The following is a 25339-nucleotide window of genomic DNA, read 5'->3' on the forward strand; positions in this document are numbered from 1 at the left end:
ACTGCTTCGCAACAGTCTCGGAATCCTCCGAGTCAATCACCCGGAAACCGTATGACGTCTGCGCGCGGGGCTTCCCCCCACCCCCGACCCCTCCCCGCCGCTTCGCGGGGGGAGGGGAGCCGCAGCGCCGTCTTCTCCCCTCCCCCCGCTCGCGAAGCGAGTGGCGGGGAGGGGTCGGGGGTGGGGGGCTGCAGCCGAGCTGACCAGCTAAAACGCGGATGACATGCGGGCCGCCCGGGCGCGTGCCCGAACGCCGTCAGCCCGGCAGCCAGCCGTCGAGCGCCCCGAAAGTCTGCAGCAGCAGCACGACGTTGAGGAGCGACACCGCGACGGCGCCGACGATCGCGGCGGTCTGCAGCACCCGCCCGTTGGCGTGCTCGCCCATGATGTCGTGACGGCCCGTGAACCACACCAGCGCCACCATCGGGATCGGCAGAGCGAGGCTGAGCACCACTTGGCTCATCACCAGCGCATCGGTGGCGTTGGCGCCGAGCGCCACCACGACGAAGGCCGGGATCATGGTGACGAGCCGACGCAGCCACAGCGGAATCGAGAAGCCGACGAAGCCCTGCATGATGAGCTGGCCCGCCATGGTGCCGACCACCGAGGAGGAGATGCCCGAGGTGATCAGCGAGATCAGGAACACGGCGGCGGCCGCGGCGCCGAGCAGCGGCGTCAGGGTCTTGTAGGCGGTCTCGATCTCGCCGACGTCGCTGTGGCCGAGATGGAAGGCGGCCGAGGCCATCATAACCATGGCCATGTTGACCAGCCCGGCGATGCCGAGCGCGATCACCACCTCGCGGTTAGACCAGCGTAACAGAGCGCGACGCTCACGCGTGTCGCGGGCCGGGGCGCGGGCCTGGGTCAGCCCCGAATGGAGGTAGATGGCGTGCGGCATCACGGTGGCACCGATGATGCCGACCGAGATGGTCAGCGCCTCGGCCGACGGGATGCTCGGCGTCACCAGGCCGACCAGCGCCTCGCCCCAGGCTATGGGCGCGATGAACACCTCGGCCAGGTAGCAGAGGCCGATGATCGCCACCATGGCGCCGATGATGATCTCCATGGCGCGAAAGCCGACCCGCTCGAACAGCAGGATGCCGTAGGTGATCACCGCCGTCAGCGCCATGCCGGCCATCAACGGCATGCCGAACAGCAGCGACAGGCCGATGGCGCCGCCCAGAAACTCGGCCAGATCGGTCGCCATGGCGGCGATCTCGCCGACCACCCACATGCCCCACACCACCGGCTTGGGGAAATGGTCGCGCGAGATCTCGGCGAGGTTCCGGTTGGTGATGATGCCGAGCTTGGCGGACAGGCCCTGGAACACCATGGCGACCAGGTTGGCGAGCAGCACCACCCACAGGAGCGTGTAGCCGTATTTGGCGCCGGCCTGGATGTTGGTGGCGAAATTGCCGGGGTCCATGTAGGCGATGGACGAGATCACGGCCGGGCCGGCGAACAGCAGGAACGACAAGCCGCCGCGCCGTCGCCCCGCCAGCACGTCCCGGATCGCATCGGTCGTGCGGTCGGACGGCTGGTCGCCGGTTGCTTCTCTGGAGCCGATCACCATGGGGCGCCCCGAATGTTCACGCTCGCATTATAGCCGTTGCTATACATTGGGGGTATTGCTAATTCGTCAAGGGTGCCATCCGGTCGCGCCATACCGGCGCGATCGACGCGCCATACCGGCGCGGGGATCCCCGCCCCTGTCGGCGGCGTGGCCGGGCTGCCGAGACGCGGGGTGGTCCCGCCGGCCGGCAGCGGTAGAATGAGCCTGGATCACGCACCGGCGACTTGCGGATGACGGCCCGATGACGATCAAAAGACGACAGCCCCGGGACGGGCGGGACGACCCGACCGCGTCGGCCGGTCCGCTGCAGCCCGAGGCCCGTGCCGAAAGCTTCCGGCAGGCCCGGCACGCGCGCCGCATCGAGCTGTCCGAGGACTATGTCGAGCTGATCGCCGACCTGATCCGGGCGGCCGGCGAGGCCCGCCAGGTCGACATCGCGGCCCGGCTGGGGGTCGCCCAGCCGACGGTCGCCAAGATGCTCAAGCGGCTCGCCGAGGAGGGGCTGGTGCAGCAGCGCCCCTATCGCGGCGTCTTTCTCACCGAGGCTGGCGAGGCGCTCGCCGACCGCAGCCGCTCGCGCCACCGGGTGGTGGAAGCCTTCCTTTGCGCGCTCGGGGTCAGCCCGGAGACGGCGCGGCTCGATTCGGAGGGGATCGAGCACCATGTCAGCGACGAGACGCTGACCGCGATGCGCCGCTTCACCGAGCGGGCCCGCAAGGCCGGGCCGGCGAAGGGGTGACAAGGGGGGCCGGCGCCGATGGCCGGCTCCCACTCCCCCTCACCCGGATCGCTGACGCGATCCGACCTCTCCCCGTCGGGGAGAGGCGAAAAGAGCGCTCGCTCGCTCCGTTGCGCCCGGAAGTCCTTTCCGCCATCCTGCCGGAAAACCAACTCTCCCGAGGAGCCGGCAGCATGGCCGTGTCGAAACGCGTCGGCCTCCTGGTCACGTGCCTGGTCGATCTGATCCGCCCATCGGTCGGTTTCGCCGCCGTGGGGCTCCTCGAGCACGCCGGCTGCACCGTCGAGGTGCCGCCGCAGACCTGCTGCGGTCAGCCGGCCTTCAACTCCGGCGACCGCGCGACGGCGCGAAAACTCGCCGAGCAGGTGATTTCGGCGTTCGAGCCGTTCGACTATGTGGTGGTGCCGTCCGGCTCCTGCGCGGGGCAGGTGCGGGTGCATTATCCCGAGCTGTTTCAGGGCGATCCCAACTGGCAGCCGCGCGCCGACGCGGTCGCCGCCAAGACCTACGAGCTGACCCAGTTTCTGGTCGACGTGCTGGGCGTCAGCGGCGTCGAGGCGCGCGTGCCCGGCGCCGCGACCTATCACGACTCCTGCTCCAGCCTCCGCGAGCTGGGCGTTCGCCTGCAGCCGCGAAAGCTGCTCGCCACGGTCGAGAGCCTGAGCGTGACCGAGCTCGCCGACAGCGACGTCTGCTGCGGCTTCGGCGGCACCTTCTGCGTCAAGTATCCGGAGATTTCCGACCGCATGGTCGGCAAGAAGGCCGCGGCCGTGACGGCGACCGGCGCCGGCCTGCTGCTCTCCGCCGATCTCGGCTGCCTCCTCAACATCGCCGGCAAGCTTCTACGCGACGGCGCTGCGGTCCAGGTCCGCCACATCGCCGAGGTGTTGGCCGGCGATCTCGACGCGCCGCCGATCGGGATGCCTGCCGCCGCGCCAGCGCCTACACCTACTGCGGAGGCAAAGCGATGAGCCGCGCCGCTCACATGCGCCGGTCATTCCGGGGCGCCGCGCAGCGACGAACCCGGAATCCAGCCACGTGCACCGAAATCGCCGCTGGATTCCGGATCGCCTCGCTGCGCGAGGCGTCCGGAATGACGACCGTTGATCATGGAGGCGCCGCATGAGCCGCGCCGCGACGTCGGAAAAATTCGACGACAACGCCAGGCGCGCGCTCGCCGATCCGGCCCTGCAGGGCGCGCTCGCCTTCGTCGAGGCCAATTTTCCGGCGCGCCGCCGCGCCGTGGTCGACGCGCTGCCCGAGTTCGACGCGCTGCGGGATTCCGCGCGCGACATCAAAGCCCACACGCTCGCCCATCTCGACCTCTATCTGGAGGCCTGGGAGGCGCGCGTGAAGGAGCAGGGCGGCCACGTGCACTACGCGCCGACCGCCGCCGACGCCAACCGCATCGTCCTCGACATCTGCCGTGCGGAAAACGCCCGCACGGTCACCAAAGGCAAGTCGATGGTGGGCGAGGAGATCGGCATCAACGAGCATCTCGAGCAGCACGGCATCGTGCCGGTCGAGACCGATCTGGGCGAGTACATCATTCAGATCCGCGACGAGCTGCCGTCGCACATCATCATGCCGGCCGTGCATCTCAACCGCCAGCAGATCGCCGCCGACTTCCGCCGCGTCCACACCGACCTGCCGAAGGACCGCGACCTCGACACCGCGATGGCGCTGCTGTCGGAGGCCCGCACGACGTTGCGCAAGAAGTTTCTGGCGGCCGATGTCGGCATCACGGGCGCGAACTTTCTCATTGCCGAGACCGGCTCCTCGGTGATCGTCACCAACGAGGGCAATGGCGATCTCACCTGCACGCTGCCGCGCGTCCACATCGTGCTCGCCTCGATCGAGAAGCTGGTGCCGACCATGGAGGACATGGCCCAGCTCCTGCGCGTGCTGGCGCGCTCGGCGACGGCCCAAGAAATGTCGGTCTACACCACCATCACGACCGGCCCGCGCCGGGGCGAGGATCAGGACGGACCGGACCAGTATCACGTCGTCATCGTCGACAACGGCCGCTCCGCCATGCTGGCCGGCGAGTTCCGCGACATGCTCCGCTGCATCCGCTGTGGCGCCTGCATGAACCACTGCCCGGTCTATCACGCGGTCGGCGGCCATGCGTATGGCTTCGTCTATCCGGGGCCGATGGGCGCCGTGCTCACCCCGAGCCTGCTCGGCGTGGACCGGGCCGGTCGCCTGCCCAACGCCTCCACGTTCTGCGGCCGCTGCGAGGAGGTGTGCCCGGTCAGGATTCCGCTGCCGCGGCTGATGCGCTTTTGGCGCGACCGCGAGTTTTCACGTCAGCTCTCGTCGCCGGTTTCTCGCGCAGGCCTCGCGGCCTGGGGCTTTTTCGCGCGACGCCCGTGGCTTTATGGCGCCGTCACCGGAATTGGCGTGCGGGCACTCGCCTGGGTCGGCCGCGCACGCGGAAAATTCGGCTGGCTGCCCCTCGCCGGCGGCTTTACGGCGACGCGCGACATCGCCGCCCCGCAGGGCCCGACGTTCCAGGCGCAATGGCGGCGACGCGCGGGGACGCAGGGCGTGGCGGAGCATGCCCGCACGGTTCCGTCCGGAAACCCGCACGGCCGCGGCAGCGAGCCGCAACTCACCGAGCCCGCTGCGTCCGATCCGGAGTCCCGGCCATGAGCGCCCGCGACCAGATCTTCGGAAGCATCCGTCGTGCGCTCGCCGTCACGGGCGAGGAAGCGTCGCGCAAGAAAATCGTCGCCGATCGGATTGCCGACCATCCGCGCGGCGTCATCCCGGCGCGGGGCCAGTTGCCGGACGCCGAGCGCCTCGCGCTCCTGGTCGGCAAGATCGAGGCGGCGGCCGGCAGTGTCGTGCGGCTGGCGACGATCGAGGAGGTGCCGGCCGCGGTCGCCGACTATCTGCGCACCGACGGGCTGCCGCTCGCGGCTCGGCGCGGCGCCGATGCGCGGCTCGCCGCGCTGCCCTGGGAGCGCGAGCCGGCCCTCGCCGTGACGGTCGGCGCCTCGAGCGGCGACGACCTCGTCGGCCTTTCGCATGCGACCGCGGCGGTCGCCGAGACCGGCACGCTGGTGCTCCTGTCCGGCCCCGACAACCCGACGACGCTGAATTTCCTGCCCGACCATCATCTCGTGGTGGTCGCGGCCGCGACGGTGGTCGGGGATCTGGAGACCGCCCTGGCACGGCTTCGCGAGGAGCGGGGGGCGGGCGGCACGCCGCCCAGCGGGCTGCCGCGCGCCGTGCATCTGATCACCGGGCCGTCGCGCACCGCCGACATCGAGCAGACGCTGATTCTGGGCGCCCACGGCCCGCGGCGGCTGCACGTGATGCTGGTGGGTGGGCCGGCCTGACAGCACCCGAATCTGAAAGCAACTCTCAGTCATTCCGGGGCGCCGCGAAGCGGCGAGCCCGGAATCCATATCCCCTGTCTGTGAGTATGGATTCCAGGCTCGCGGGCCTGCGGCCCGCGCCCCGGAATGACGGACTTCTTCGAGAACCCGGCCTCCCAAAGCCGCACCACGAAACCATGATCCTCCGCCGGCGTTGAGGTCCGGACATCCCGCACGCGCGCCGCCCCCGCGGCGTGCCCTGTCGCGCGGAAACCCCCGAGGAGCCGTCCATGCCCAACGCCGCCGAGAAGAAGCCCGCCGTCGAAACGAAGCGCCGCGAGAAGCTGCCGCTCGGCAAGTCCAAGGAGGCCCTGGACCGCAAGCTCGACGAGGCTCTGGAGGAGAGCTTTCCGGGGTCCGACCCGGTCTCGATGAGCCAACCGGCCCCGAGCCCGGCCGACAAGGAGGAGACGTGACGCCCCAAAACCTCAAGTTATTGTGCTTGTTGATGTTATCGGCCCCGCCCCGGGTCCGGTGAGCAGCGGCCGGGTCGAGCACCGCAGCCTCTCCTCCGTCGTGCTCCGCGAAGGCGGAGCACCCGGGACGCCGCAGCGGTTCGAGTGACACGATGGAGTCCGGTGGACACTGGATCGTCTGCCTTCGCGGGCGATGACGACCGAGAGGGCGATGGCCGCGCCGGATGCGCCGTGACGGACCCTCGCCGCATTCACGATAAGACAATTTTCTTAAAGCGCGCCCGGCCCCGAAGCCCTACAATCCGCCCAAACCCGGCCGCGCGAAAAGCCGCGCCGCCGGAACGATTCACGATTCTTCCCAGGGGCCTCATGTCTCGCAAATATTTCGGCACCGACGGTATCCGTGGGCGGGCCAACGGCGTCATCACGGCGGACTTGGCGTTGCGGGTCGGCCAGGCGACCGGTCTCGTCTTCCGGCGCGGCGAGCATCGCCACCGGGTGGTGATCGGCAAGGACACCCGCCTGTCCGGCTACATGATCGAGACCGCCATGGTGGCGGGCTTCACCTCGGTCGGCTTCGACGTGCTGCTGCTCGGCCCGATGCCGACGCCGGCCGTCGCCATGCTGACCCGCTCGATGCGGGCCGATCTCGGGGTGATGATCTCGGCCTCGCACAACCCCTACGACGACAACGGCATCAAGCTGTTCGGCCCGGACGGCTACAAGCTCTCGGACGACGACGAGCGCGAGATCGAGCAGATGATCGACGCCGATCTCACCAAAAAGTTCGCCAAGTCGGCGGCGCTCGGCCGCGCCAAGCGCATCGAGGGCGTGCACGACCGCTACATCGAGTTCGCCAAGCGCACGCTGCCGCGCAACATGTCGCTCGACGGATTGCGGGTGGTGGTCGATTGCGCCAACGGGGCGGCCTACAAGGTGGTGCCCGAGGCCCTGTGGGAGCTCGGCGCCGAGGTGATCCCGGTCGGGGTCGACCCCGACGGCCTCAACATCAACCACGAATGCGGGAGCACGTCTCCCGAGGCGTTGCGCGCAAAAGTGCGCGAGATGCGTGCCGATGTCGGCATCGCGCTCGACGGAGACGCCGACCGGGTCGTGATGGTGGACGAGCAGGGGCACCTGGTCGACGGCGACCAGCTCCTCGCCGTCATCGCCGAGAGCTGGCAGGAGGACGGCCGGCTGTCGAAGCCCGGCATCGTCGCCACCGTCATGACCAATCTCGGGCTCGAGCGGCATCTCGCCGGCCTCGGCCTGTCGCTGGTGCGCACCGCGGTCGGCGACCGCTACGTGCTCGAGCAGATGCGCGAGCAGGGCTACAATGTCGGCGGCGAGCCGTCCGGCCACATCATCCTGTCGGACTATGCGACGACCGGCGACGGCTTCGTCGCGGCCCTGCAGGTGCTGGCGGTGCTCAAGAAGCTCGACCAGCCGCTGTCGAAGGTGTGCCACCGTTTCGATCCGCTGCCGCAGGTGACCAAGAACGTCCGCTACAAGAGCGCCGGCGGCAGGCCGACCGAGCACGCCAAGGTCCTGGGCGCCATCGCCGACGCCGAGCAGCGCCTCAACGGCCACGGCCGGCTGATCGTGCGCCCCTCCGGCACCGAGCCGGTGATCCGCGTCACCGGCGAGGGCGACGACCCGGACCTGATCGAGGAGGTGGTCGACGAGATCGCCGCCGCCATCACCGAGGTCTCGGCCGGCTGATTTTTTCGCGCATCGCGCTTCGACGGGCGGACGAGCAGCCGGCGCACCCGGCGCACCCTCTATTCATTTCTCCCGGCGCGCCGGAGAGGGATGCACAGATCTCGTTTTGTCGAGACGATCCGGTGGTGAGGCAAGGCGCGCGCCTTTCCCGCCGTCGTCATCGCTGGGCTTGACCCGGCGATCCATCGTCCTGCGACCAAGCCGTTTTTGCGAAGCTCGAGGGATGCGTGGGTCGAGCCCGCGCATGACGGCTCCCATGCATGGCAAGCGAGATGTGCATGCGGTAGCCAGCGTGCGGGGAGAGGCGAAACGCAGCCGCGCCGCGCCCGAGACAGCGATTCGCTGCGGTGCGGCGGCCCGTTCTGCAACCCCCACGATCATGCCGCGTGGCCCGGATCGGCGTCGCCGCGGGCCGCGGGCGGGTGTCTTCGCGACGCCGCCCGGCGCACCGCCGAATCCGCGTTTTTCGTTCCGGGGCAGGCGCTTGTCACCCGTGTTAAGCTTTCATAAATGCTTAATTCTCATTAATCATTAGGGTTAAGTTTTAGGGTTAAGCCCCTTTTAACCGTTGGTTGTCAGGATGGTCCGGCCAGTGAGTAACAAGTTGGGTCGCGTCCTCGCGCCCTGCCACACGGAAGGACGAAGTCATGGCAAGCGTGAAAATCTCAGCAGTCGCGGGGGCGGCCGTGCTCCTCTCCCTGAACGCGGCCGGCGCCGCGGACCTCCCCCTCGCACCGCCTCCGATGCCGATTCCTCAGGAGTACTCGGGCTGGTATCTGCGCGGCGACATCGGCTTCAGCAACCAGCAGGTCAAGAGCATCGACAACGCCAACTATCATGGGGCGTCGATCACCGGGGTCAACGTCAACAACAAGAGCTTCGATGCGGCGCCGTTCTTCGGCCTCGGCGTCGGCTATCAGTTCAACAGCTGGCTGCGCTTCGATGCGACCGGCGAATATCGGGCCAATGCCAACTTCCACGGCTCCGACATCATCACCAACACCTCCTACGGGCTCCCGAGCTGGGAAAGCAACACGTTCACGGCGAGCAAGTCCGAGTGGCTGGTGATGGCCAACGCCTATGTCGACCTCGGAACGTGGTGGTGCGTGACGCCGTTCATCGGCGCCGGTATCGGTGCGTCGTACAATCGCATCAGCAACTTCCAGGACCACTCGACGTCGCTGCAGTACTATGGACCGAGCATCGGATACGCCACGGGCGTCGGTGCCGCCTTCGGCGCGGACACCGGCAAGTGGAACCTCGCCTGGGCCCTGCACGCCGGTCTCGCCTACAAGGTGACGCCCAACTTCACGGTCGAGCTCGCCTACCGCTATCTCAATCTGGGCGATGGCCTCGCGGGCGACCTGTACACCTACACGGGCGGCAACAGCTATTATAACCCGACGGAGTTCAAGACGATCACGTCGCAGGACCTGAAGCTCGGCCTGCGTTGGATGCTGCAGCCGCCGGAGCCCGTCTATCAGGCCCCGCTGATCCGCAAGGGCTGAGCGGTCCGGACGTCCGAGCTCTCGAGAATTCTCTTCCGCCGGGCCGTATAAGGTCTCGCGTAACGGCACCGGCGGCGACAAACGGCGCGGAGCGATCCGCGCCGTTTTTATGTTTGTCCGACCCTTTTTCGACGCGCATGAAATGCTTTTTGCGTGCATCTCCCATAAGCCCCGCACGGGCCAGTAACCGCGCATTAAGGTTAATGCCCGATGATGGGCGTGGTCGCGGGAGTGCGCGGCCCGGACAGAGGATCAGTCCATGCGTATCGCCGGCCTGTGCGGCCTCGGGCTCGTCGCCCTCACCACCTCGTCTTTCGCCGCCGACATGCCGACTCTGCGCGGCTCGCAGGCATTTGCCCCGGCCGAGCCGGTCTATTTCCGCTGGCAGGGCGTCTATTTCGGCGGGCACGCGGGCTATTCGACCGGCAGCGCGGACCTGTCGCAGGGGACCAAGGACCTGGTCGCCTACATCATGCGCAACACGATGGAAGAGGAGCAGATGAACGTGTCGTCGTGGACGACGCTGCCGACGCACAACGGCGTGTCCGGCGCCGGCTGGGGCGGCTTCATCGGCTACAATGCGCAGTGGGACGACGCGGTCCTCGGCGTCGAGCTCAACTACACGCGCGTCAACATGCAGGCGAACGCCAGCGATTCGATGTCGCGCTACATGATGCTGACCGACGGCTACTATCACGCGGTCAGCGTCTCCACCAATGCCGGCATCAACCTCACGGATCTCGGCACGGCACGGCTGCGCGGCGGCTGGGCGGCGTCGTGGTTCATGCCCTATGCCTTCATCGGCGTGGCGGTCGGGCGCGCCGACGTGACACGATCGGCGACCGTGTCGGAGCGGGTCTCCGATGCGAACTGGAACCTGCTCTACACCGTCGCGCCACAGACCGCGTCCGACAACCGCACCGCCGCCTACGCGTTCGGCTACACGGCCGGCCTCGGCATCGACGTCGCAATGACGAGCAACGTGTTCCTGCGGGCCGAGTACGAATACGTCAATTTCAGCGACTTCCAGAGCCTGAAGCTCAACGTCAACACGGTCCGGGCCGGCCTCGGCGCGAAATTCTAGAGCGCTTTTCGGCAATCTCGATCCACCCTCCGCGCATTCCCGCGCATGCGGGAATTTAGGGGCCACGCCCGGGGCTTCGGGTCCCCGCTGTCGCGTCACGGGATGCGCACATCTCGGCCCACGCCTTCGGAAACTCCGACCCGTCATGGCCGCGCTCGTCGCGGCCATCCACGTCTCGAGCGCTCGTCGGAAGAAAGGTCGTGGATGGCCGGGACAAGCCCGGCCATGACCAGGGAGGCGAGTCGGCGCAAATGACGGGAGGCTGGTCGTGGCGCCTATGGGGCTCGACCCTCTGGTGACGGCCCCGCGTCGATCGCGGGACTCAGGTCAGCCGATTGAGCGCCCCTGATCCCGCCGTCGTGCCGGACGTCTGTGCGATCATCTGGGATTGCAGCTTGATCAGTTGCTCGAGCATGTTCCAGGTGTTGGTGGTCGAGGCGGCCGTGCCGGTGGTCGACTGGCCGGTCGACGACGAGGCCGGGACGTTCATCGTGACGGTCGACCCGTCGGCGAACGTGATCGTGGTCGATGTCGCGCCGTCGGTACCGGTCGCGCTGCTGCTGCTGGCGCCCTGCGCGGCGGCCATCAGTTGGGCGAGAGGATCGCCGCCGCCGGACCCGTCTCCGTCCTGGTGACGATGGTGGCGATGCCGCGCGTGGCTCTGCTGGGCCGCCGACGTCAGCTCGGCTTGGCTGATCGACCCGTCCGCGTCGGCATCGAGGGCGGAAAACAGCCCGTCGACCTTGGTCGTGTCGGCGCCGGAGCCGAACGCCGCTTCGAGCTCCGACTTGTTCACCGCCCCGTCGCCGTCGGCGTCGAGCTGAGAAAAGATCGACTGGGACCGCGCCGTGATCCGATCGACTCCCGATCCCGCGCTCTGCATCGACAGCATGGCGCCGTACATGTCGGGGCTGAACGCCACGCCGCCGCTCGACGATCCCGACGTCGTGCCGGTGCCGGACGCGCCGGTGCCGGACGCGCTCGTGCCCGACGATCCCGCGCCTGATTTTCCGTTCGGATAGAACGCATCGAGCAGCGTCTGGATCGGATTGGCTCCGGCCTTCGACGATTGCTGCTGCTGCTGCAGGAGGGATCTCAGATACGCATAGGCTCCGCCGGAGCCGACGGCTGACGTCGACACGGTACGCTCCCTTGCCATCGACACGACCGGAACGGTCTGTCCGAGACAGGCAATGCAAGCGGCGGGCCGCGCCGAAGCCGTTGAAATAATGAGATGTCGACGCGGCGACGGGAGTCGATGCGGCGAAATCGACCGACACACTGGGAAATATTTGCTGGCCTGCGCGCCTGCACCGGACCGGCGGGGAAGTTGCTAGCGATCCTGCTGCTCGGGGCGCCCCGCGGCGGCCTCGGTCGGCCGCGACGCGTCGCCGGATCGGTGCCGCAGCGCGTAGACGGCCTGGACCAGATATCCGAGTTGCCGAGCGCTGACGGCCGCGCCGACCTCGCGTTTGATCAGCATCGCGAGCGCGACGGGGCGGGCGGGCATGTCGTCCGACAGAGTCGGCATGAATGCGATTCCTTCGACTGATCGCAATCTTGTCAGATCATGCCAGCTTGCCTGACGTCATCAGGAAGGTCCGATTAAATCTTGTTAATATTTCGCTCCGGCCGGTCCGGCGACAGCTCGGTGACGGCTAGGCGACAGTCGGCGCCGAGCGGCATCAGGCGCGGGTCGCATCGATTTATTCGCGCGTGAAGGGCGACCGAGGGTTGACTCGCGCGGCCCGCTCTCATATTCCCGGCGGCGGGACACCCCTCCCCACCGAGGGGCGCCTATCTGAAAGGGTAGACACCATGACAGACGCTCCTGCCGCGCGCCCGCGCGTGCCGAATTTCTCGTCCGGCCCCTGCGCCAAACGGCCCGGCTGGTCCCTCCAAAACCTCGCAGACGCTCCGCTCGGACGCTCGCACCGTGCCAAGATCGGCAAGGCGAAGCTCGAGCGCGCCATCGAGCTGACCCGCTCGGTGCTCGGCGTTCCCGCCGACTATCGCATCGGCATCGTGCCGGCCTCCGACACCGGCGCCGTCGAGATGGCGCTGTGGTCGCTGCTCGGCGCCCGCCCGGTCACCATGCTGGCCTGGGAGTCGTTCGGCGAGGGCTGGGTCACCGACGTGACCAAGCAGCTCAAGCTGAAGGACGTGACGGTATCGACCGCCGCCTACGGCACGCTGCCCGATCTCTCCAAGGTCGACTGGTCGACCGACGTGGTCTTCACCTGGAACGGCACCACCTCGGGCGTCCGTGTCCCGAACGGCGACTGGATCGCCGCCGACCGCCAGGGCCTTTCGATCTGCGACGCCACCTCGGCGGCGTTCGCGCAGCCGCTCGATTGGCAAAAGCTCGATGTCGTGACGTTCTCCTGGCAGAAGGTGCTGGGCGGCGAGGCCGCGCACGGCATGCTGATCCTGTCGCCCCGCGCCGTCGAGCGTCTGGTCACCTACAAGCCGGCCTGGCCGCTGCCGAAGATTTTCCGGATGACCTCGGGCGGCAAGCTCAACGAGGGCATCTTCAAGGGCGAGACCATCAACACGCCGTCGATGCTGTGCGTCGAGGACTATCTCGATGCGCTCGACTGGGCCGTGTCGATCGGCGGCCTCGACGCCCTGATGGCACGCGCGAACGCCAATGCCGGGGCCATCGCCGACTGGGTGGCGAAGACGCCGTGGGTCGACTTCCTCGCCGTCGACCCGGCGATCCGCTCCAACACGTCGGTTTGCCTGAAGGTGGTCGATCCGCAGATCGCGGCCCTGTCGGCGGATGCCCAGGCGGCGTTCGCGAAATCGCTCGCCTCGGCAGTGGAAAAGGAGGGGGTCGGCTACGACCTCGGCGCCTATCGCGACGCCCCTCCGGGCCTGCGCATCTGGTGCGGCGCGACGGTCGAGCGCGACGACGTCGTCGCGTTGACGGCCTGGCTCGACTGGGCCTTTGCCAAGACCAAGTCCGCGCTCGCCAAGGCGGCGTGAGAGTCGCGTCGCATCCTGTAGACGCCGGTCATGCCCCGCGCAGGCGGGGCATCCAGTCATCACCGAGCCTCGCTTCGAACCGAGACGTCACGGACTACTGGATCGTCCGCCTTCGCGGACGATGACGGCGGCAAAGCAAACGATTGGACATCCCATGGCTCCTCGCGTTCTCATCTCCGATGCGCTGTCACCCGCCGCCGTGCAGATCTTCAAGGATCGCGGCATCGAGGTCGACTTCCAGCCGAATCTCGGCAAGGACAAGGACAAGCTCGCCGCCATCATCGGCGACTATGACGGGCTCGCCATCCGCTCGGCCACCAAGGTGACGCCGAAGATCATCGAGCAGGCCAAGAACCTGAAGGTGATCGGCCGCGCCGGCATCGGGGTCGACAATGTCGACATCCCGGCCGCGACCGCCAAGGGCATCATCGTGATGAACACGCCCTTCGGCAACTCGATCACCACGGCCGAGCACGCCATCACGCTGATGCTGGCCTTGGCGCGCGAGATTCCCCAGGCCGATGCCTCGACCCAGGCCGGCAAGTGGGAGAAGAACCGCTTCATGGGCGTCGAGATCACCGGCAAGACGCTGGGCGTGATCGGCTGCGGCAATATCGGCTCGATCGTCGCCGACCGCGGCCACGGCCTGAAGATGAAGGTCATCGCCTTCGACCCGTTCCTGTCGCCGGAGCGTGCCGTGGCGCTCGGCGTCGAGAAGGTCGAGCTCGCCGATCTCTTCCGCCGCGCCGACTTCATCACGCTGCACACGCCGCTGACCGACAAGACCCGCAACATCATCAGCGCCGAGGCGCTCGCCACCACCAAGAAGGGCGTGCGCATCGTCAACTGCGCCCGCGGCGGCCTGGTCGACGAGGTTGCGCTGCGCGCCGCGCTCGATTCCGGCCATGTCGCCGGCGCCGCCTTCGACGTGTTCACCGAGGAGCCGGCGACCAAGAACGCGCTGTTCGGCCATCCCAACGTGATCTGCACGCCGCATCTCGGCGCCTCGACCTCGGAGGCGCAGGAGAACGTCGCCCTGCAGGTCGCCGAGCAGATGTCCGACTATCTGCTGCAGGGGGCGATCTCCAACGCCGTGAACTTCCCCAGCATCACGGCGGAAGAAGCGCCGCGCCTGAAACCGATGGTCGAGCTCGCCGAGAAGCTCGGCTCGTTCGCCGGCCAGCTCACCGAGACCGGTCTCACCAAGGTGCAGATCGTCTACGAGGGCGAGGTCGCCACCATGAACACCAAGGCGCTCACCTCCGCGGCGATCGCCGGGCTGCTGCGCCCCATGCTGCAGGACGTCAACTTCGTCTCGGCTCCGGTGATGGCGCGCGAGCGCGGCATCGTGGTCGAGGAGGTCACCCGTGAGCACGAAGGCGACTACGAGAGCCTGATCACCGTCACGGTCGTCACCGAGAGGCGCACCCGCTCGGTCTGCGGCACGGTGTTCGCCGACGGGCGGCCCCGCATCGTCAACATCAAGGGCATCCGGGTCGACGCCGAGTTCGGCAAGTCGATGCTCTACGTCACCAACGACGACGCGCCTGGCTTCATCGGCCGCTTCGCCTCGCTGCTCGGCGAGGCCGGCATCAACATCGCCACCTTCAATCTCGGCCGCGACGCGCCGGGCGGCAACGCCATCGCGCTGGTCGAGGTCGACGGCGAGGTGCCGCAGGCCGTGCTCGACAAGGTCGGCGCGCTGCCGAACGTGCAGCAGGCCCGCGCCCTGCGGTTCTGATCTTCGCGTTGCCCCCGAGGCCGTGATGGCCGGGCCCGTCCCGGCCATCCACGTCTTTCTTCACGGAAACTCGGACAAGACGTGGATGCCCGCGACAAGCGCGGGCATGACTGCGCTCACCGGACGGCACCGCCTCTCTCACGCCGCTCGCCGCATCCGCCGCCAGGCGCCGGGCGTCTCGCCGGTGGTGCGGACGAAGACGCGCGCGAACCGGCTCCCGCCGGCGGCCGCTCGGCGTCGTGTCTCGATGATCGCAACAACCCCCCCGCACCCCCTGCGAAAGTCGAGGGCGCGCGCCGCGCCGTCATGACAAAACGCAAAGTCGCCGGTTGCAGGATCTGATCGGATCGCAACCGTGTCGTGCTCGCATGCAAGCTCACCAATGAAGTGAAGCCTCGAGCGCCGTTCGGACAAGATCGATTCCGGAATTGCGTCCGGACGCGCTCTGAACGTTCAGAACTCGCCGCTCCGGCGGCCGAGACCAGGGGGAAGACGTTGCGATGAGTGAAGCAGTCTATGCGCGGATCCGCGCCAATCCGAAGTTCGTCGAGCTGGTGACCCGGCGCGGCCGGCTGGCCTGGGCGCTCGCCTGGGTCGTCTGGGTCCTGTTCTACGCATTGGTCCTGACGGTGGCCTTCGCGCCGACCGTCATCGGCATGCGGGTGATGGAGGGGTCGACCCTGTCGGTCGGCATCGCGGCGGGCCTGTTCCAGTTCGTCTTCTTCTGGATCCTGACGGCCTTCTACGTGAACAAGGCCAACACCGATTACGACGCGCTCACGGCCGAGGTGATCGAGGACGCGCTCGCCGCCGGGGCCGCCGAAAGGGGCTCGGGGAGGGCGGCGCGATGACCCGCACGACCTCTCGCACGCCCGTGCGCATGGCCATCCGTACGCTGCTCGGCGCCTGTGCCGGCGTCGCGCTCGCCGCCCCGGCGCTGGCGGCCGGCCCGGCCCTCGGGGCCGAGGCCAAGTCGTCGATCAACATCCACGCCATCTCGATGTTCGTCGCCTTCGTGCTGCTGACGCTCGGCATCACCTATTGGGCGGCCAAGCGCACCCGCTCGACGGCGCATTTCTACACGGCCGGCGGCGGCATCACGGGCCTGCAGAACGGGCTCGCCATCGCCGGCGACTACATGTCGGCGGCGACGCTGCTGGGCCTCACCGCCATGGTCTACACGACCGGCTACGACGGCTACATCTACATGATCGCCTTCTTCGTCGGCTGGCCCATCATCCTGTTCCTGATGGCGGAGCGGCTGCGCAATCTCGGCCGCTACACCTTCGCCGACATCACCTCCTACCGGCTCGATCAGGGCAAGGTCCGCACCATGGCGGCGGTCTCCTCGCTCACCGTCGTGTGCTTCTACCTGGTCGCCCAGATGGTCGGCGCCGGCCAGCTCATCAAGCTCTTGTTCGGGCTCGACTACGTGTTCGCGTTGTTCATCGTCGGCGGCCTGATGATGATCTACGTCACCTTCGGCGGCATGATCGCCACCACCTGGGTGCAGATCATCAAGGCCGGCATGCTCTTGTGCGGCGGCACCTTCGCCATGGTGCTGGCGATGAGCCATTTCGGCTTCAGCTACGCCACCGTGGTCAACGAGGCCACCGCCGTGCACAAGCTCGGCTTCAAGCTGTTCCAGCCAGGCGCGCTTCTGGCCGATCCGGTCAACGCGGTGTCGCTCGGCGTCGGCCTGATGTTCGGCACGGCCGGCCTGCCGCACATCCTGATGCGGTTCTTCACGGTGTCCGATGCGAAAGCGGCGCGAAAATCGGTGCTCTACGCCTCCGCCTTCGTCGGCTACTTCTTCAACGTGATCTTCCTGATGGGCCTGTGCGCCATCGTCATCGTCGGCACCAATCCGGAGTTCTTCGAGGGCGGGCAGGTCGGCGGCCGCATCATCGGCGGCGGCAACATGGTGGTGATGCATCTCGCCAAGGCGGTGGGCGGCGATCTGCTGCTCGGCTTCCTGGCGGCCGTCGCCTTCGCCACCATCCTGGCGGTGGTGTCGGGGCTGGCGCTCGCCGGCGCCTCGGCGATCAGCCACGACCTCTACTCGCGGGTGATCATGAAGGGCAAGGCGACCGAGACGTCGGAGCTGCGCGTCTCCAAGATCGCCTCGATCGGGCTCGGCATCGTCGCCATCACGCTCGGCATCCTGTTCGAGCGGATGAACGTCGCCTTCATGGTCGGGCTGGCCTTCGGCATCGCGGCCTCGGCCAACTTCCCGGTGCTGATCCTGTCGATGTACTGGCGCGGCCTCACCACGCTCGGTGCGCTCGCCGGCGGCTATGCCGGGCTCGTCTGCGCCGTCGTGCTGGTGGTGCTGTCGAAGCTGGTGTGGGTGTCGGTGCTGGGCTTCGCCCAGCCGATCTTCCCCTACGACCAGCCGGCGCTGTTCTCGATGCCGCTCGCCTTCCTGGTCACCATCGTGGTGTCAATGCTCGACACCAGCCGGACCGCGACGGCCGAGAAGAAGGCCTTCGAGGACCAGTGGGTCCGCGCCCAGACGGGCTTCGGCGCCGCCGGCGCGTCCTCGCACTGAGGCGCAACGCCGGTTCGGTCACGCACGAACAAGACAAAGCCCCGGAGCCGTCGCTCCGGGGCTTCTTCTTCTACGGCCTCATCCCTTCCGGCTGTTCTCCTCATGCCAAGGGCGAGGGACGACGACCCGTCCGGACCGTCACCGCCGGACTTGATCCGGCGGTCCATCTCTTCGAAACAAAGCGTTATGAGATGATGGATTCGCGGGTCGAGCCCGCGAATGACGAGTCGAGAGCTCCCGGTCTCCGCCTCAGCCGGCGCGGACCGAGCCGAGGAACTTGCCGACCTCGGTCTTGAGCCGGTTGCTGTCCTGCGACAGCGATCGGGCCGCGGACAGAACCTGCGAGGAGGCCGATCCGGTCTCGGCGGCGCCGCGCTGGACGTCGGCGATGCGGGTGCTCACCTGGATGGTCCCCTGCGCCGCCTGCTGGACGTTGCGGGAGATCTCCCGCGTCGCGGCGCCCTGTTCCTCGACGGCGGCCGCGATGCTCGACGAGATCTCGGACAGCCGGCCGATGGTGTCGCCGATCTCCTTGATGGCGGCGACCGAGCCCTGGGTCGCCTGCTGCATGCCGGCGATCTGCGCCGCGATGTCGCCAGTCGCCTTGGCGGTCTGGGACGCCAGTGCCTTGACCTCCGAGGCCACCACGGCGAAGCCGCGCCCGGCCTCGCCGGCGCGGGCGGCCTCGATGGTGGCGTTGAGCGCCAGCAGGTTGGTCTGCTCGGCGACCGCCGTGATCAGCTTGACGACGTCGCCGATGCGGCTCGCCGCCTGCGACAGCTCGGCGATGCGCTCGTTGGTGTGGCGGGCCTGCTCGACGGCGCCGTCGGCGAGTTTCGCCGAGTCCTGCACCTGGCGGCTGATCTCGTCGACCGACGACGACATCTCCTCGCTCGCCGAGGCGACCGACTGCACGTTGGCGGAGGCCTGCTCGGACGCCGCCGCGACCGTCGTGGTGGCCTCCTGGGTGTGCTCCGCCGTCGACGCCAGCGTGTGGGCGGACGCTTCCAGCTCGGTCGACGCCGACGACACGGTCTCGATGATCTCGCCGAGCGCGTTCTCGAAGTCGCCGGCGAGCTGGAGCATCGCCTGCCTGCGCTGGGCGGCCGCGCGCTTCTCCAGGTCTTTCTGGGACTCCCGGTCGAAACCGAGCTTCGATTGCATCGCCTGGACGTTGCGCAGCGCCGTGCCGATCTCGTCGTCGCGCTGGATCAGGATGCGGCCGTTGAACTCGCCGCGGGCGATCCGGTTCATGGCGGCGTTCAGGCCTTCGAGCGGCCGGACCACGGCCCGGATGGTCAGAACGCCGAGCCAGCCGCCGTAGAGGAGGCCGAGCAGCAGCATGACGGCGACGAAGCCCACCACATAGGCGTATCGGCTCTGCGCGGCGTCGAACTCCGACTTGGCCTCCGTGACCTGGATGGCGACGAGCTTGTCCAGATCCTGCTTCGCGGCGCCGAACAGAGTGGCCCCGGTGCCGGACAGGAGATTCGCCAGCTCGTCGTACTTGCGGTCGGCGAGCAGGGCCAGCCCGGGCGTGACGGCTTCCGCGGCGTATTTCTGACGCTTCGGCGCGAACGAGTCGGCGACCGCCTTCTCCTCCGGGGTGAGATAGGTCGCGAGGTATTCGCCCCAAATCTTGGTGACCGTCGCGATGTTGGTCCCGACGCGCCCGGCGACGTCCCCGGTCGGCGCGCCGGCGCGGCCCTTGGCGATCGCGTCGTACATCGCGATCAAATTGTCCTTCATGCGGTCGTTGATCTCGAACAGTTGCTCGAGCGGGACCGCGCGATCCTCGTAGAGCGACTTGAGCCGCGCATTGCTGTCGCGGGTCGCGAGCACGCCGGCGAGGCCGACGACCACCAGGACCGTCGCCATCACCGCGGTCAGGGTGGTCAGGCGCGCCTTCAGGGTGCCGGTGAAGATGGAGAGGCGGTCGGCCAGCGAGCGTTTGCGTATGAGGCCGCCCGTGACCGCGTAGGCGCCCGCCTTCTTGGCGCGCAGCAGCGCAGAGACGTGCTCGGCCTCGGCGCGTTGCTCGGCGGGCAGCTTGGTGCGGACCGACATGTAGCCGGTGACGGTGCCGTTCTCGAAGATCGGCGTGGCGCTCGCCAGCACCCAGTAGAAGTCACCGTTCTTGCGGCGGTTCTTCACCGCGCCGGCCCACGGCTTGCCCGCCTTCAAGGTGTCCCACAGATCCGCGAACGCCTCCGGCGGCATGTCGGGATGCCGCACGATGTTGTGCGGCTGGCCCATCAGCTCCTCATCGGTGAAGCCCGAGGCCAGGACGAACTGATCGTTGAAATAGGTGAGCTTTCCCTTGGTGTCCGTCTTGGACACGATCAGCGTGTCGTCGGAGAGCGGATACTCGACGCTGGTCACCGGGAGATTCATGCGCATCGGGTTGTTCCATGCAGTTTGCAAACTGCCTCGCCCGAGCGGCGCCCGGACATCTGGCGACACGTGGAGACGCACGGCATCATCCGGCGGATACGCCGTGCCGTGGAACGACGGAGCTGATCAGCAGGCCTGAGAGGGCACGTCGAAATGAAGCCCGACCAGAAGCGATGACGCGACGTTGCGCCGTCCGGGCTCAATTTTGCGTTAAACTGTATATATAAATGACCGACCGAATACTCGTACGTGTAATGCAATCGTTCAGGTGATCCAATCGACCCTAGTCGCTTCTGGTTGGTCGGACTCAATTCTCGTAAATTCGGGTGATGACGGCCTCCACAAACGCGGACTTCTCATGACCGCGCTCGTCGTGGCCAGCCACATCTTGAAAGCCTTCGGAAGAGAGACCGTGGAGGGCCGGGACAAGCGCAGCCGTGATCCGGAGGGTGAGCCTGCGCAAAAGACGGTTGGGACGGGACGCGGCGCGGGGCGGTGAGAACAGCGTCAACGGGCTCTCGCCGCGATCGCCGAAAACCACACCTGACGACGGACGGTGCGGCGCGGGCTGCGGCGGACGCGGCAGCACGGCGCGTGCGGATCGGCTGGTCGCCGATCGTCGCGAGTTTGGCGATCATCACATGGATCACGAACCACGGCCGGGCGCCCCGATCGTGTCGACTCCGTGTTCGGCGTGGTGCAGTCGCCGCTCGCGCTATACGCGATGAACGGCTGAACCAACGTGCTGCCGACCTCGTGCGATCCTGCTCGCCGGCGAACGACCAGATATGATGGACCAGAGCGCCAGCGGACCACGGGCCGGTTTCTGCGGCGCATCGCCGGTCCCTGCCGGCTGTCGGCCGTCGGGAACGCCGTGCCGACGAATGACCGGGACGATGGCGTGCACCACGCGCGGCCCATGAGTGTCGGGCCTGAACGGAACCACCGGCCGTGGGGTCGGGGGCGATTTTGAATCCGTTCTCCAGCGGTCCGATCGTCACGCCGTCATTGACCGGGACCGTTCTGCTGAACGCAAGGTTCTGCTGAAATCAAAGAGGACCCCAGGGGGGCTCCGCCCGGGGTCCTCTTCTCAATCCTCACCTATCGGAGTTCCTTGCTGGGACTCCGGTTCTCCGAATAAGAAGGATCAGTAGCGTGCGACCATCGGAGCACCGCCGCCGAAGCGGTAGTTGAGGCCGATCTTGGCGGTCGAGATGCCCGGCAAATCATGGCTGTTGCAGCCGTAGACACCGACGCGAACATAATTGCCGCATGTCTGGATGGTGTCGTTCATGCCGATATACATGTACTCGGCCTTGACGCTCCAGTTCATGTCGAGCGCGTATTCGAGGCCGCCGCCGACCGTCCAGGTCGTCACCGTCTCGCTCGCGGAGATGCCCACGCCCGTCACGGTGCTGTAGATCGACGCTTCGGCATTCACGAAAGCCGCGCCGCCCTTCACGTAGATCATGGCGCGGTCGAAAGTGTAGCCGACGCGGCCGGTGATCATCCCATACCAGTCGCCGACCTTGCTGTTCGCAGCCAGCGTGGTCAGCCAAGGCGCGTAGGCGTTGCCTTCCAGATTGAGGTAGCCGAACTCGCCCTCGAGGCCGAGCACGAACGGCGAGCCGACCGGCTGCCAGTTGCATCCGACGGTGCCGCCGCCGGTGAAGCTGGCGTCGTTCTTGTAGCTCCAGTTGTTGAGATAATAGCTGTCGGTCGCCGTGTAGTTGCCGGCCCATGCCGCGCCGACGTAAGCACCGACGTAGCAGCCGGTCCACGAGAACACGGGCGCGTACACGGGCGGCGCCTTCACGGGCATCCGTGTCGACAGGTCGGCCGCAGCAGCAACGCCGGTCATGGCGAGCGTCGCGATCGTCGCAAGCAGGATCTTCTTCACGTGAGTTCCCCCTCAGCAGAGTTTTACCGTCGTGGCTACCCCTACGCCGGGTCCTTTCTTCAGTGGTTGCAAATCTGCCACACTCGATAGATGACGCCGCCAATTTGCAGCGTATTCGCTCCGCACCTTCGTTGGAAATTCCGCCATTCGCGGCCGAAACGGGTGCTGTGCACATTGAGATAAACTATTGAAAAATAATATTAAATAGCATTGTCAGGGCGATCCTTGGCTGCCCGCTAGGGCCGGTGCTCGCCCGCGCTTTGGGGCGCGGGTACTTGAAGCTTGAAGTTAAAACAAGGTTAGCGGCCAGTTAATTCGTACGGCGGCCGTTTCGGCGGCTCCGGCCGCCGCCGGGGATATATGCCATGACCTGCCGGATCTTGGTCTTCACCGGATAAATGCCGGGCAACGCCGATATACCAGTCTTCGTCGGCTTCGACCTTCACCGTCATTGCCGGGCTCGACCCGGCAATCCATCGATCTTCGAAAGAAGCTCAATTTCAAGCGATGGATGCGCGGGTCGAGCCCGCGCATGACGAGTCGGAGTTTGTGAAGACAGGTATTATGTCTCGACCGAATCGCCGACGATGCCGGCGACGGCAGACCCGGCGTGAACCGACCCGGCGTGGAAGACTGCGTTACTTCTTGAGGCTCGACGTGGCGTCGATGCCCTTCGGATACGGCAGGTCGGCAATCGGGATCGTGGCCGGCTTGTCCTGGGCGAAAATGGTGTTCAGGTCGAGCGTCAGGTAGGTCAGCCGGTGATTGTAGTCCGTGATCATCAGGCGGTTGTTGGTGAGATCCTTGATCGCGACGAACTGCGTGTAATCGGAGACCAGTTGGTTGCCGTCGCGGCTCTGGGCGATGCCGAGGGGGATGTCCACGGTGTTGAGGATATGCCCGACGGCCTGCACCGCGTCGGCGCCGGTGGCCGGCTGCGTCGCATGGTGGCGCAGGAAGGTCGCCCGCACGAAGCGCGACGGCGGCGTGTAGTCGCCGGGGATGCCGACCATGCCGCCGCCCTGGCCCAGCGCCGTGACGTTCGCCGTGCCGATGCGGACGCTCTGCACGCCGACCGTGGAGACGTTCAGATAATTTCGGACGTTCAGCAGTTGCCAGTCGTAGGTAGGCGCGTTGGTGAGCACGTGCGTCGCATTGTCGTAGAGCCGCAGCTCGCCCGCCACATACTCGACGACGACGCTCGCGCCGGTCTTGTCGGTGAAGACGAAATGCAGGGTCGTGGGCGTGTCGCCGGTGCCCAGCGCGGCGGCGTCGAACCACACCTTGGTGCTCTGCAGCGCCGCTTTCAGCTCGGCGACGGTCGCATAGCTGCCGAGACTCCAGGTGCCGAACGACAGCACCGACACGTAGTTCCGGTCCTGCGGCGTCACCGTCTGGTACTGGGTGAAGCCCGGGAGAAAATTGGCGCTCATGCCGAGGCCGGCCGAGTTCTGCCCCTCCAGCAGGGCGTTGCCGGGGATGACACCGGGCGCGACGCCGACCACCGCGTATTTCGTCGTGATGGTGCGGGCCGGCAGGCCGAGGCTCGGCGGCGCCGACATCGTCAGCGACGTGCCGACCGGCTGGCTCACCAGGGTCCATTTCATGTCGACGGCCCACTCCATGGTGCGGCCGGCGACGACGGTGCCGTCACCGGCGACCACGTCCACGGCCGTGCAGGCGAGCGAGGCATTCAATGTCGCGAGAACGCAGACGGAACTGAGCAACGTTCGCAGCACCATGGGGAGGCTCCCGGCGTCGGTTTGAAATTTCGCTCGGTGTTTAGCTGAGTCGTCCCATCCCCGCTCGCGAAACATGCGGGTGGCCGGGCGGCACCCGACCCGAGCCGATCGAGCGGGATCATACGACCTCTCAGAAGCTCCGACCCGTCATGCGCGGGCTCGACCCGCGCATCCATCTAAACGTGAGATGCAGTTGTCTTCTCTTGATGGATACGCGGGTCAAGCCCGCGTATGACGGCCCAGAAGCTTCGCCTATCGCCTATCTTAGCGCCTATGGGGGCGAGCCCGGCAATGACGGTGAAGGTCGAGGTCGCCGGAACATGCATCAGCCCGGTTCATCGGCGTGGCTGGTCGAGCGCGCCCCCGGGGCTGTGGCGCGGCGCGGGTCAGCTCAGGCGCGGCGTCAGCGGTCGTAGGCGGCGTCGTCCGGATAGCGGCCGACATTCGGCCATGCGTCGAGCCAGCCGCGGCCGACCTTGCGGCCCTCGGCCCGCAGCGTGTCGATGAAGATGCGGCTGCGGTCGTATTTCGACGACACGCGCAGCCCGAACGCCGTCTCCCTGGTCATCTTGATGGTGCGTACCGTGACGGGCTTATAGGTGTGCGCGACGCCGTCGCCGAAGCGGGCGATCATGCTGTTGACGATCAGCAGGAAGTCGAGCTCCTTGTTGAGCGAGAGATTGCCCATCAGCTCGTTCTCGCGGTCGATGATATCGGCATTGGAGACCGGCACGGTCGGGGTCTGCTGCGGGTTGATGCGGATCACCCAGATCTCGTCCGGCACCGCCTCCTTGCGCACGCCGGAGAAGAACTCGCGCACCGGCGGGTTCTGCGAGTAGAGGCCGTCCCAGTAGAAGCCGCCGTCGACCTCCTCGGCCTCGCGCACGCCCGGCAGCGTGCCGGAGGCGGCGGCGCCGCGCAGCGACAGCGGCTTGCGCGTGCGCCAGCGGTTCTCGATCGAGGTGGGGGCGTGCTTCTCGGCCGTCGTCGCCGCCGTCGTCTCGGCCGCGGCGTTGCAGTCGGAGTCGAACACGGTCTCGATGCCGTCGACGATCTCGGAGGCGCCGAGCAGGAGGCGCGTCGGCGCGCTCGTCCAGTCGATCGCGTCGAAGCCCGGGAACGCCGTCTGCAGCAGCACGTCGAAATCGAAATACGTCTCGCGCACGCCGAGCTGCCGGAACGTCGTGATCAGCGCGTGACTGAACAGGCCGCGCGGTGTCAAGCCGAAGCCCGGCAAAGTGAGGCCGAGCAGCGGCACCTCCTGCTCCTGCGCCCTGATCGCGAACTGCGCCGTGCTGTTCTGAAGGATCTCGGCCGGGGTGACGGCGGCGAAGCCGTCCCAGAATCCGTTGAGGGTTCTGATCGCCTCGTCCGGCGATCCGGGCTTGCCGTCCTTGCCGACCAGGCCGTACCAGGCGGCGAGCGCGCACAGGGCGCCGGCCGAGGTGCCCGAGAGCCCGGTCAGCCTGAACCGTCCCGCCGACAGGTCGCCCAAGATTTCGGTCAGCACGCCGGCCTCGAAGGCCGCATGGGTTCCGCCGCCCTGGCAGGCGACCGCCACCGTCGGAATGCCGTCGTCCACGCTCGCGTCCCTC

The 25339-nt window shown here is 67.4% G+C and carries 19 protein-coding genes; 12 read left to right on the forward strand and 7 right to left on the reverse strand.

Going from position 1 to position 25339, the window contains the following annotated elements:
• Nucleotides 1-256: 256 nt before the first annotated feature.
• Nucleotides 257-1573 (reverse strand): Nramp family divalent metal transporter, encoded by a 1317-nt coding sequence (locus HXX10_RS03190; RefSeq protein ID WP_296520067.1) that lies wholly within the window; start codon nt 1571-1573, stop codon nt 257-259.
• A 241-nt stretch (nt 1574-1814) separates the two neighbouring features.
• Here HXX10_RS03190 and mntR point away from each other — a divergent pair, with 241 nt between their 5' ends.
• The 8 genes from mntR to HXX10_RS03230 all read left to right on the forward strand — a co-directional run bounded on the left by mntR (nt 1815) and on the right by HXX10_RS03230 (nt 10428).
• Entirely contained in the window at nt 1815-2312 is a 498-nt protein-coding gene (gene mntR, locus HXX10_RS03195; protein WP_296520069.1) for a manganese-binding transcriptional regulator MntR, read from the forward strand.
• 173 nt (nt 2313-2485) lie between these two features.
• A complete protein-coding gene (locus HXX10_RS03200; RefSeq protein ID WP_296520070.1) occupies nt 2486-3283 on the forward strand; it encodes a (Fe-S)-binding protein in 798 nt (265 codons plus the stop codon).
• A 151-nt stretch (nt 3284-3434) separates the two neighbouring features.
• Nucleotides 3435-4967 (forward strand): LutB/LldF family L-lactate oxidation iron-sulfur protein, encoded by a 1533-nt coding sequence (locus HXX10_RS03205; protein ID WP_296520072.1) that lies wholly within the window; start codon nt 3435-3437, stop codon nt 4965-4967.
• On the forward strand, nt 4964-5659 hold the full coding sequence (locus HXX10_RS03210) for a lactate utilization protein (protein ID WP_296520074.1): 696 nt from the start codon (nt 4964-4966) through the stop codon (nt 5657-5659). Before HXX10_RS03205 ends, HXX10_RS03210 begins: the two co-directional genes overlap by 4 nt.
• 269 nt (nt 5660-5928) lie before the next feature.
• Nucleotides 5929-6114 carry a hypothetical protein gene (locus HXX10_RS03215; RefSeq protein WP_296520075.1) on the forward strand — a complete coding sequence of 62 codons (186 nt, stop codon included), beginning with the start codon at nt 5929-5931 and terminating at the stop codon, nt 6112-6114.
• 369 nt (nt 6115-6483) lie between these two features.
• On the forward strand, nt 6484-7836 hold the full coding sequence (gene glmM, locus HXX10_RS03220) for a phosphoglucosamine mutase (RefSeq protein ID WP_296520076.1): 1353 nt from the start codon (nt 6484-6486) through the stop codon (nt 7834-7836).
• Between the two features lie 647 nt (nt 7837-8483).
• Nucleotides 8484-9344, forward strand: a complete 861-nt coding sequence (locus tag HXX10_RS03225) for an outer membrane beta-barrel protein (protein ID WP_296520077.1) — start codon at nt 8484-8486, stop codon at nt 9342-9344.
• A 259-nt stretch (nt 9345-9603) separates the two neighbouring features.
• Nucleotides 9604-10428, forward strand: a complete 825-nt coding sequence (locus HXX10_RS03230) for an outer membrane beta-barrel protein (RefSeq protein ID WP_296520078.1) — start codon at nt 9604-9606, stop codon at nt 10426-10428.
• 322 nt (nt 10429-10750) lie between these two features.
• Here the strand turns inward: HXX10_RS03230 and HXX10_RS03235 are convergent, their stop codons facing one another.
• On the reverse strand, nt 10751-11569 hold the full coding sequence (locus HXX10_RS03235; RefSeq protein WP_296520079.1) for an EF-hand domain-containing protein: 819 nt from the start codon (nt 11567-11569) through the stop codon (nt 10751-10753).
• A 192-nt stretch (nt 11570-11761) separates the two neighbouring features.
• A complete protein-coding gene (locus HXX10_RS03240; protein WP_296520080.1) occupies nt 11762-11959 on the reverse strand; it encodes a hypothetical protein in 198 nt (65 codons plus the stop codon).
• A 287-nt stretch (nt 11960-12246) separates the two neighbouring features.
• On the opposite strand from HXX10_RS03240, the gene HXX10_RS03245 reads away from it, so the two are divergent.
• The 4 genes from HXX10_RS03245 (at nt 12247) to HXX10_RS03260 (ending at nt 17708) form a co-directional block, all read left to right on the forward strand.
• Nucleotides 12247-13416, forward strand: coding sequence for a phosphoserine transaminase (locus HXX10_RS03245; RefSeq protein WP_296520081.1), 1170 nt, complete (start codon nt 12247-12249; stop codon nt 13414-13416).
• Between the two features lie 154 nt (nt 13417-13570).
• The gene (gene serA, locus HXX10_RS03250; protein WP_296520082.1) at nt 13571-15157 is read left to right on the forward strand and encodes a phosphoglycerate dehydrogenase; all 1587 of its coding nucleotides are present in this window, start codon (nt 13571-13573) and stop codon (nt 15155-15157) included.
• A 500-nt stretch (nt 15158-15657) separates the two neighbouring features.
• Nucleotides 15658-16008, forward strand: a complete 351-nt coding sequence (locus tag HXX10_RS03255; protein ID WP_296520083.1) for a DUF485 domain-containing protein — start codon at nt 15658-15660, stop codon at nt 16006-16008.
• Nucleotides 16009-16037: 29 nt separating this feature from the next.
• Nucleotides 16038-17708 (forward strand): cation acetate symporter, encoded by a 1671-nt coding sequence (locus HXX10_RS03260; RefSeq protein WP_296520323.1) that lies wholly within the window; start codon nt 16038-16040, stop codon nt 17706-17708.
• A 249-nt stretch (nt 17709-17957) separates the two neighbouring features.
• On the opposite strand, the gene HXX10_RS03265 is transcribed toward HXX10_RS03260, so the two are convergent.
• From HXX10_RS03265 to HXX10_RS03280, 4 genes are all read right to left on the reverse strand, one after another.
• Complete coding sequence (locus HXX10_RS03265) at nt 17958-20108, reverse strand: methyl-accepting chemotaxis protein (protein WP_296520084.1); 2151 nt, start codon at nt 20106-20108, stop codon at nt 17958-17960.
• Nucleotides 20109-21249: 1141 nt separating this feature from the next.
• Entirely contained in the window at nt 21250-22002 is a 753-nt protein-coding gene (locus tag HXX10_RS03270) for an outer membrane protein (RefSeq protein WP_296520085.1), read from the reverse strand.
• A gap of 638 nt (nt 22003-22640) precedes the next feature.
• Nucleotides 22641-23744, reverse strand: a complete 1104-nt coding sequence (locus tag HXX10_RS03275; RefSeq protein ID WP_296520086.1) for a choloylglycine hydrolase family protein — start codon at nt 23742-23744, stop codon at nt 22641-22643.
• Nucleotides 23745-24147: 403 nt separating this feature from the next.
• Entirely contained in the window at nt 24148-25326 is a 1179-nt protein-coding gene (locus HXX10_RS03280; RefSeq protein ID WP_296520087.1) for a patatin-like phospholipase family protein, read from the reverse strand.
• Nucleotides 25327-25339 lie beyond the last annotated feature (13 nt).

It is taken from the genome of Rhodoplanes sp., from assembly GCF_013377085.1.
In the GTDB taxonomy this organism is placed as follows: Bacteria; Pseudomonadota; Alphaproteobacteria; order Rhizobiales; family Xanthobacteraceae; genus Rhodoplanes.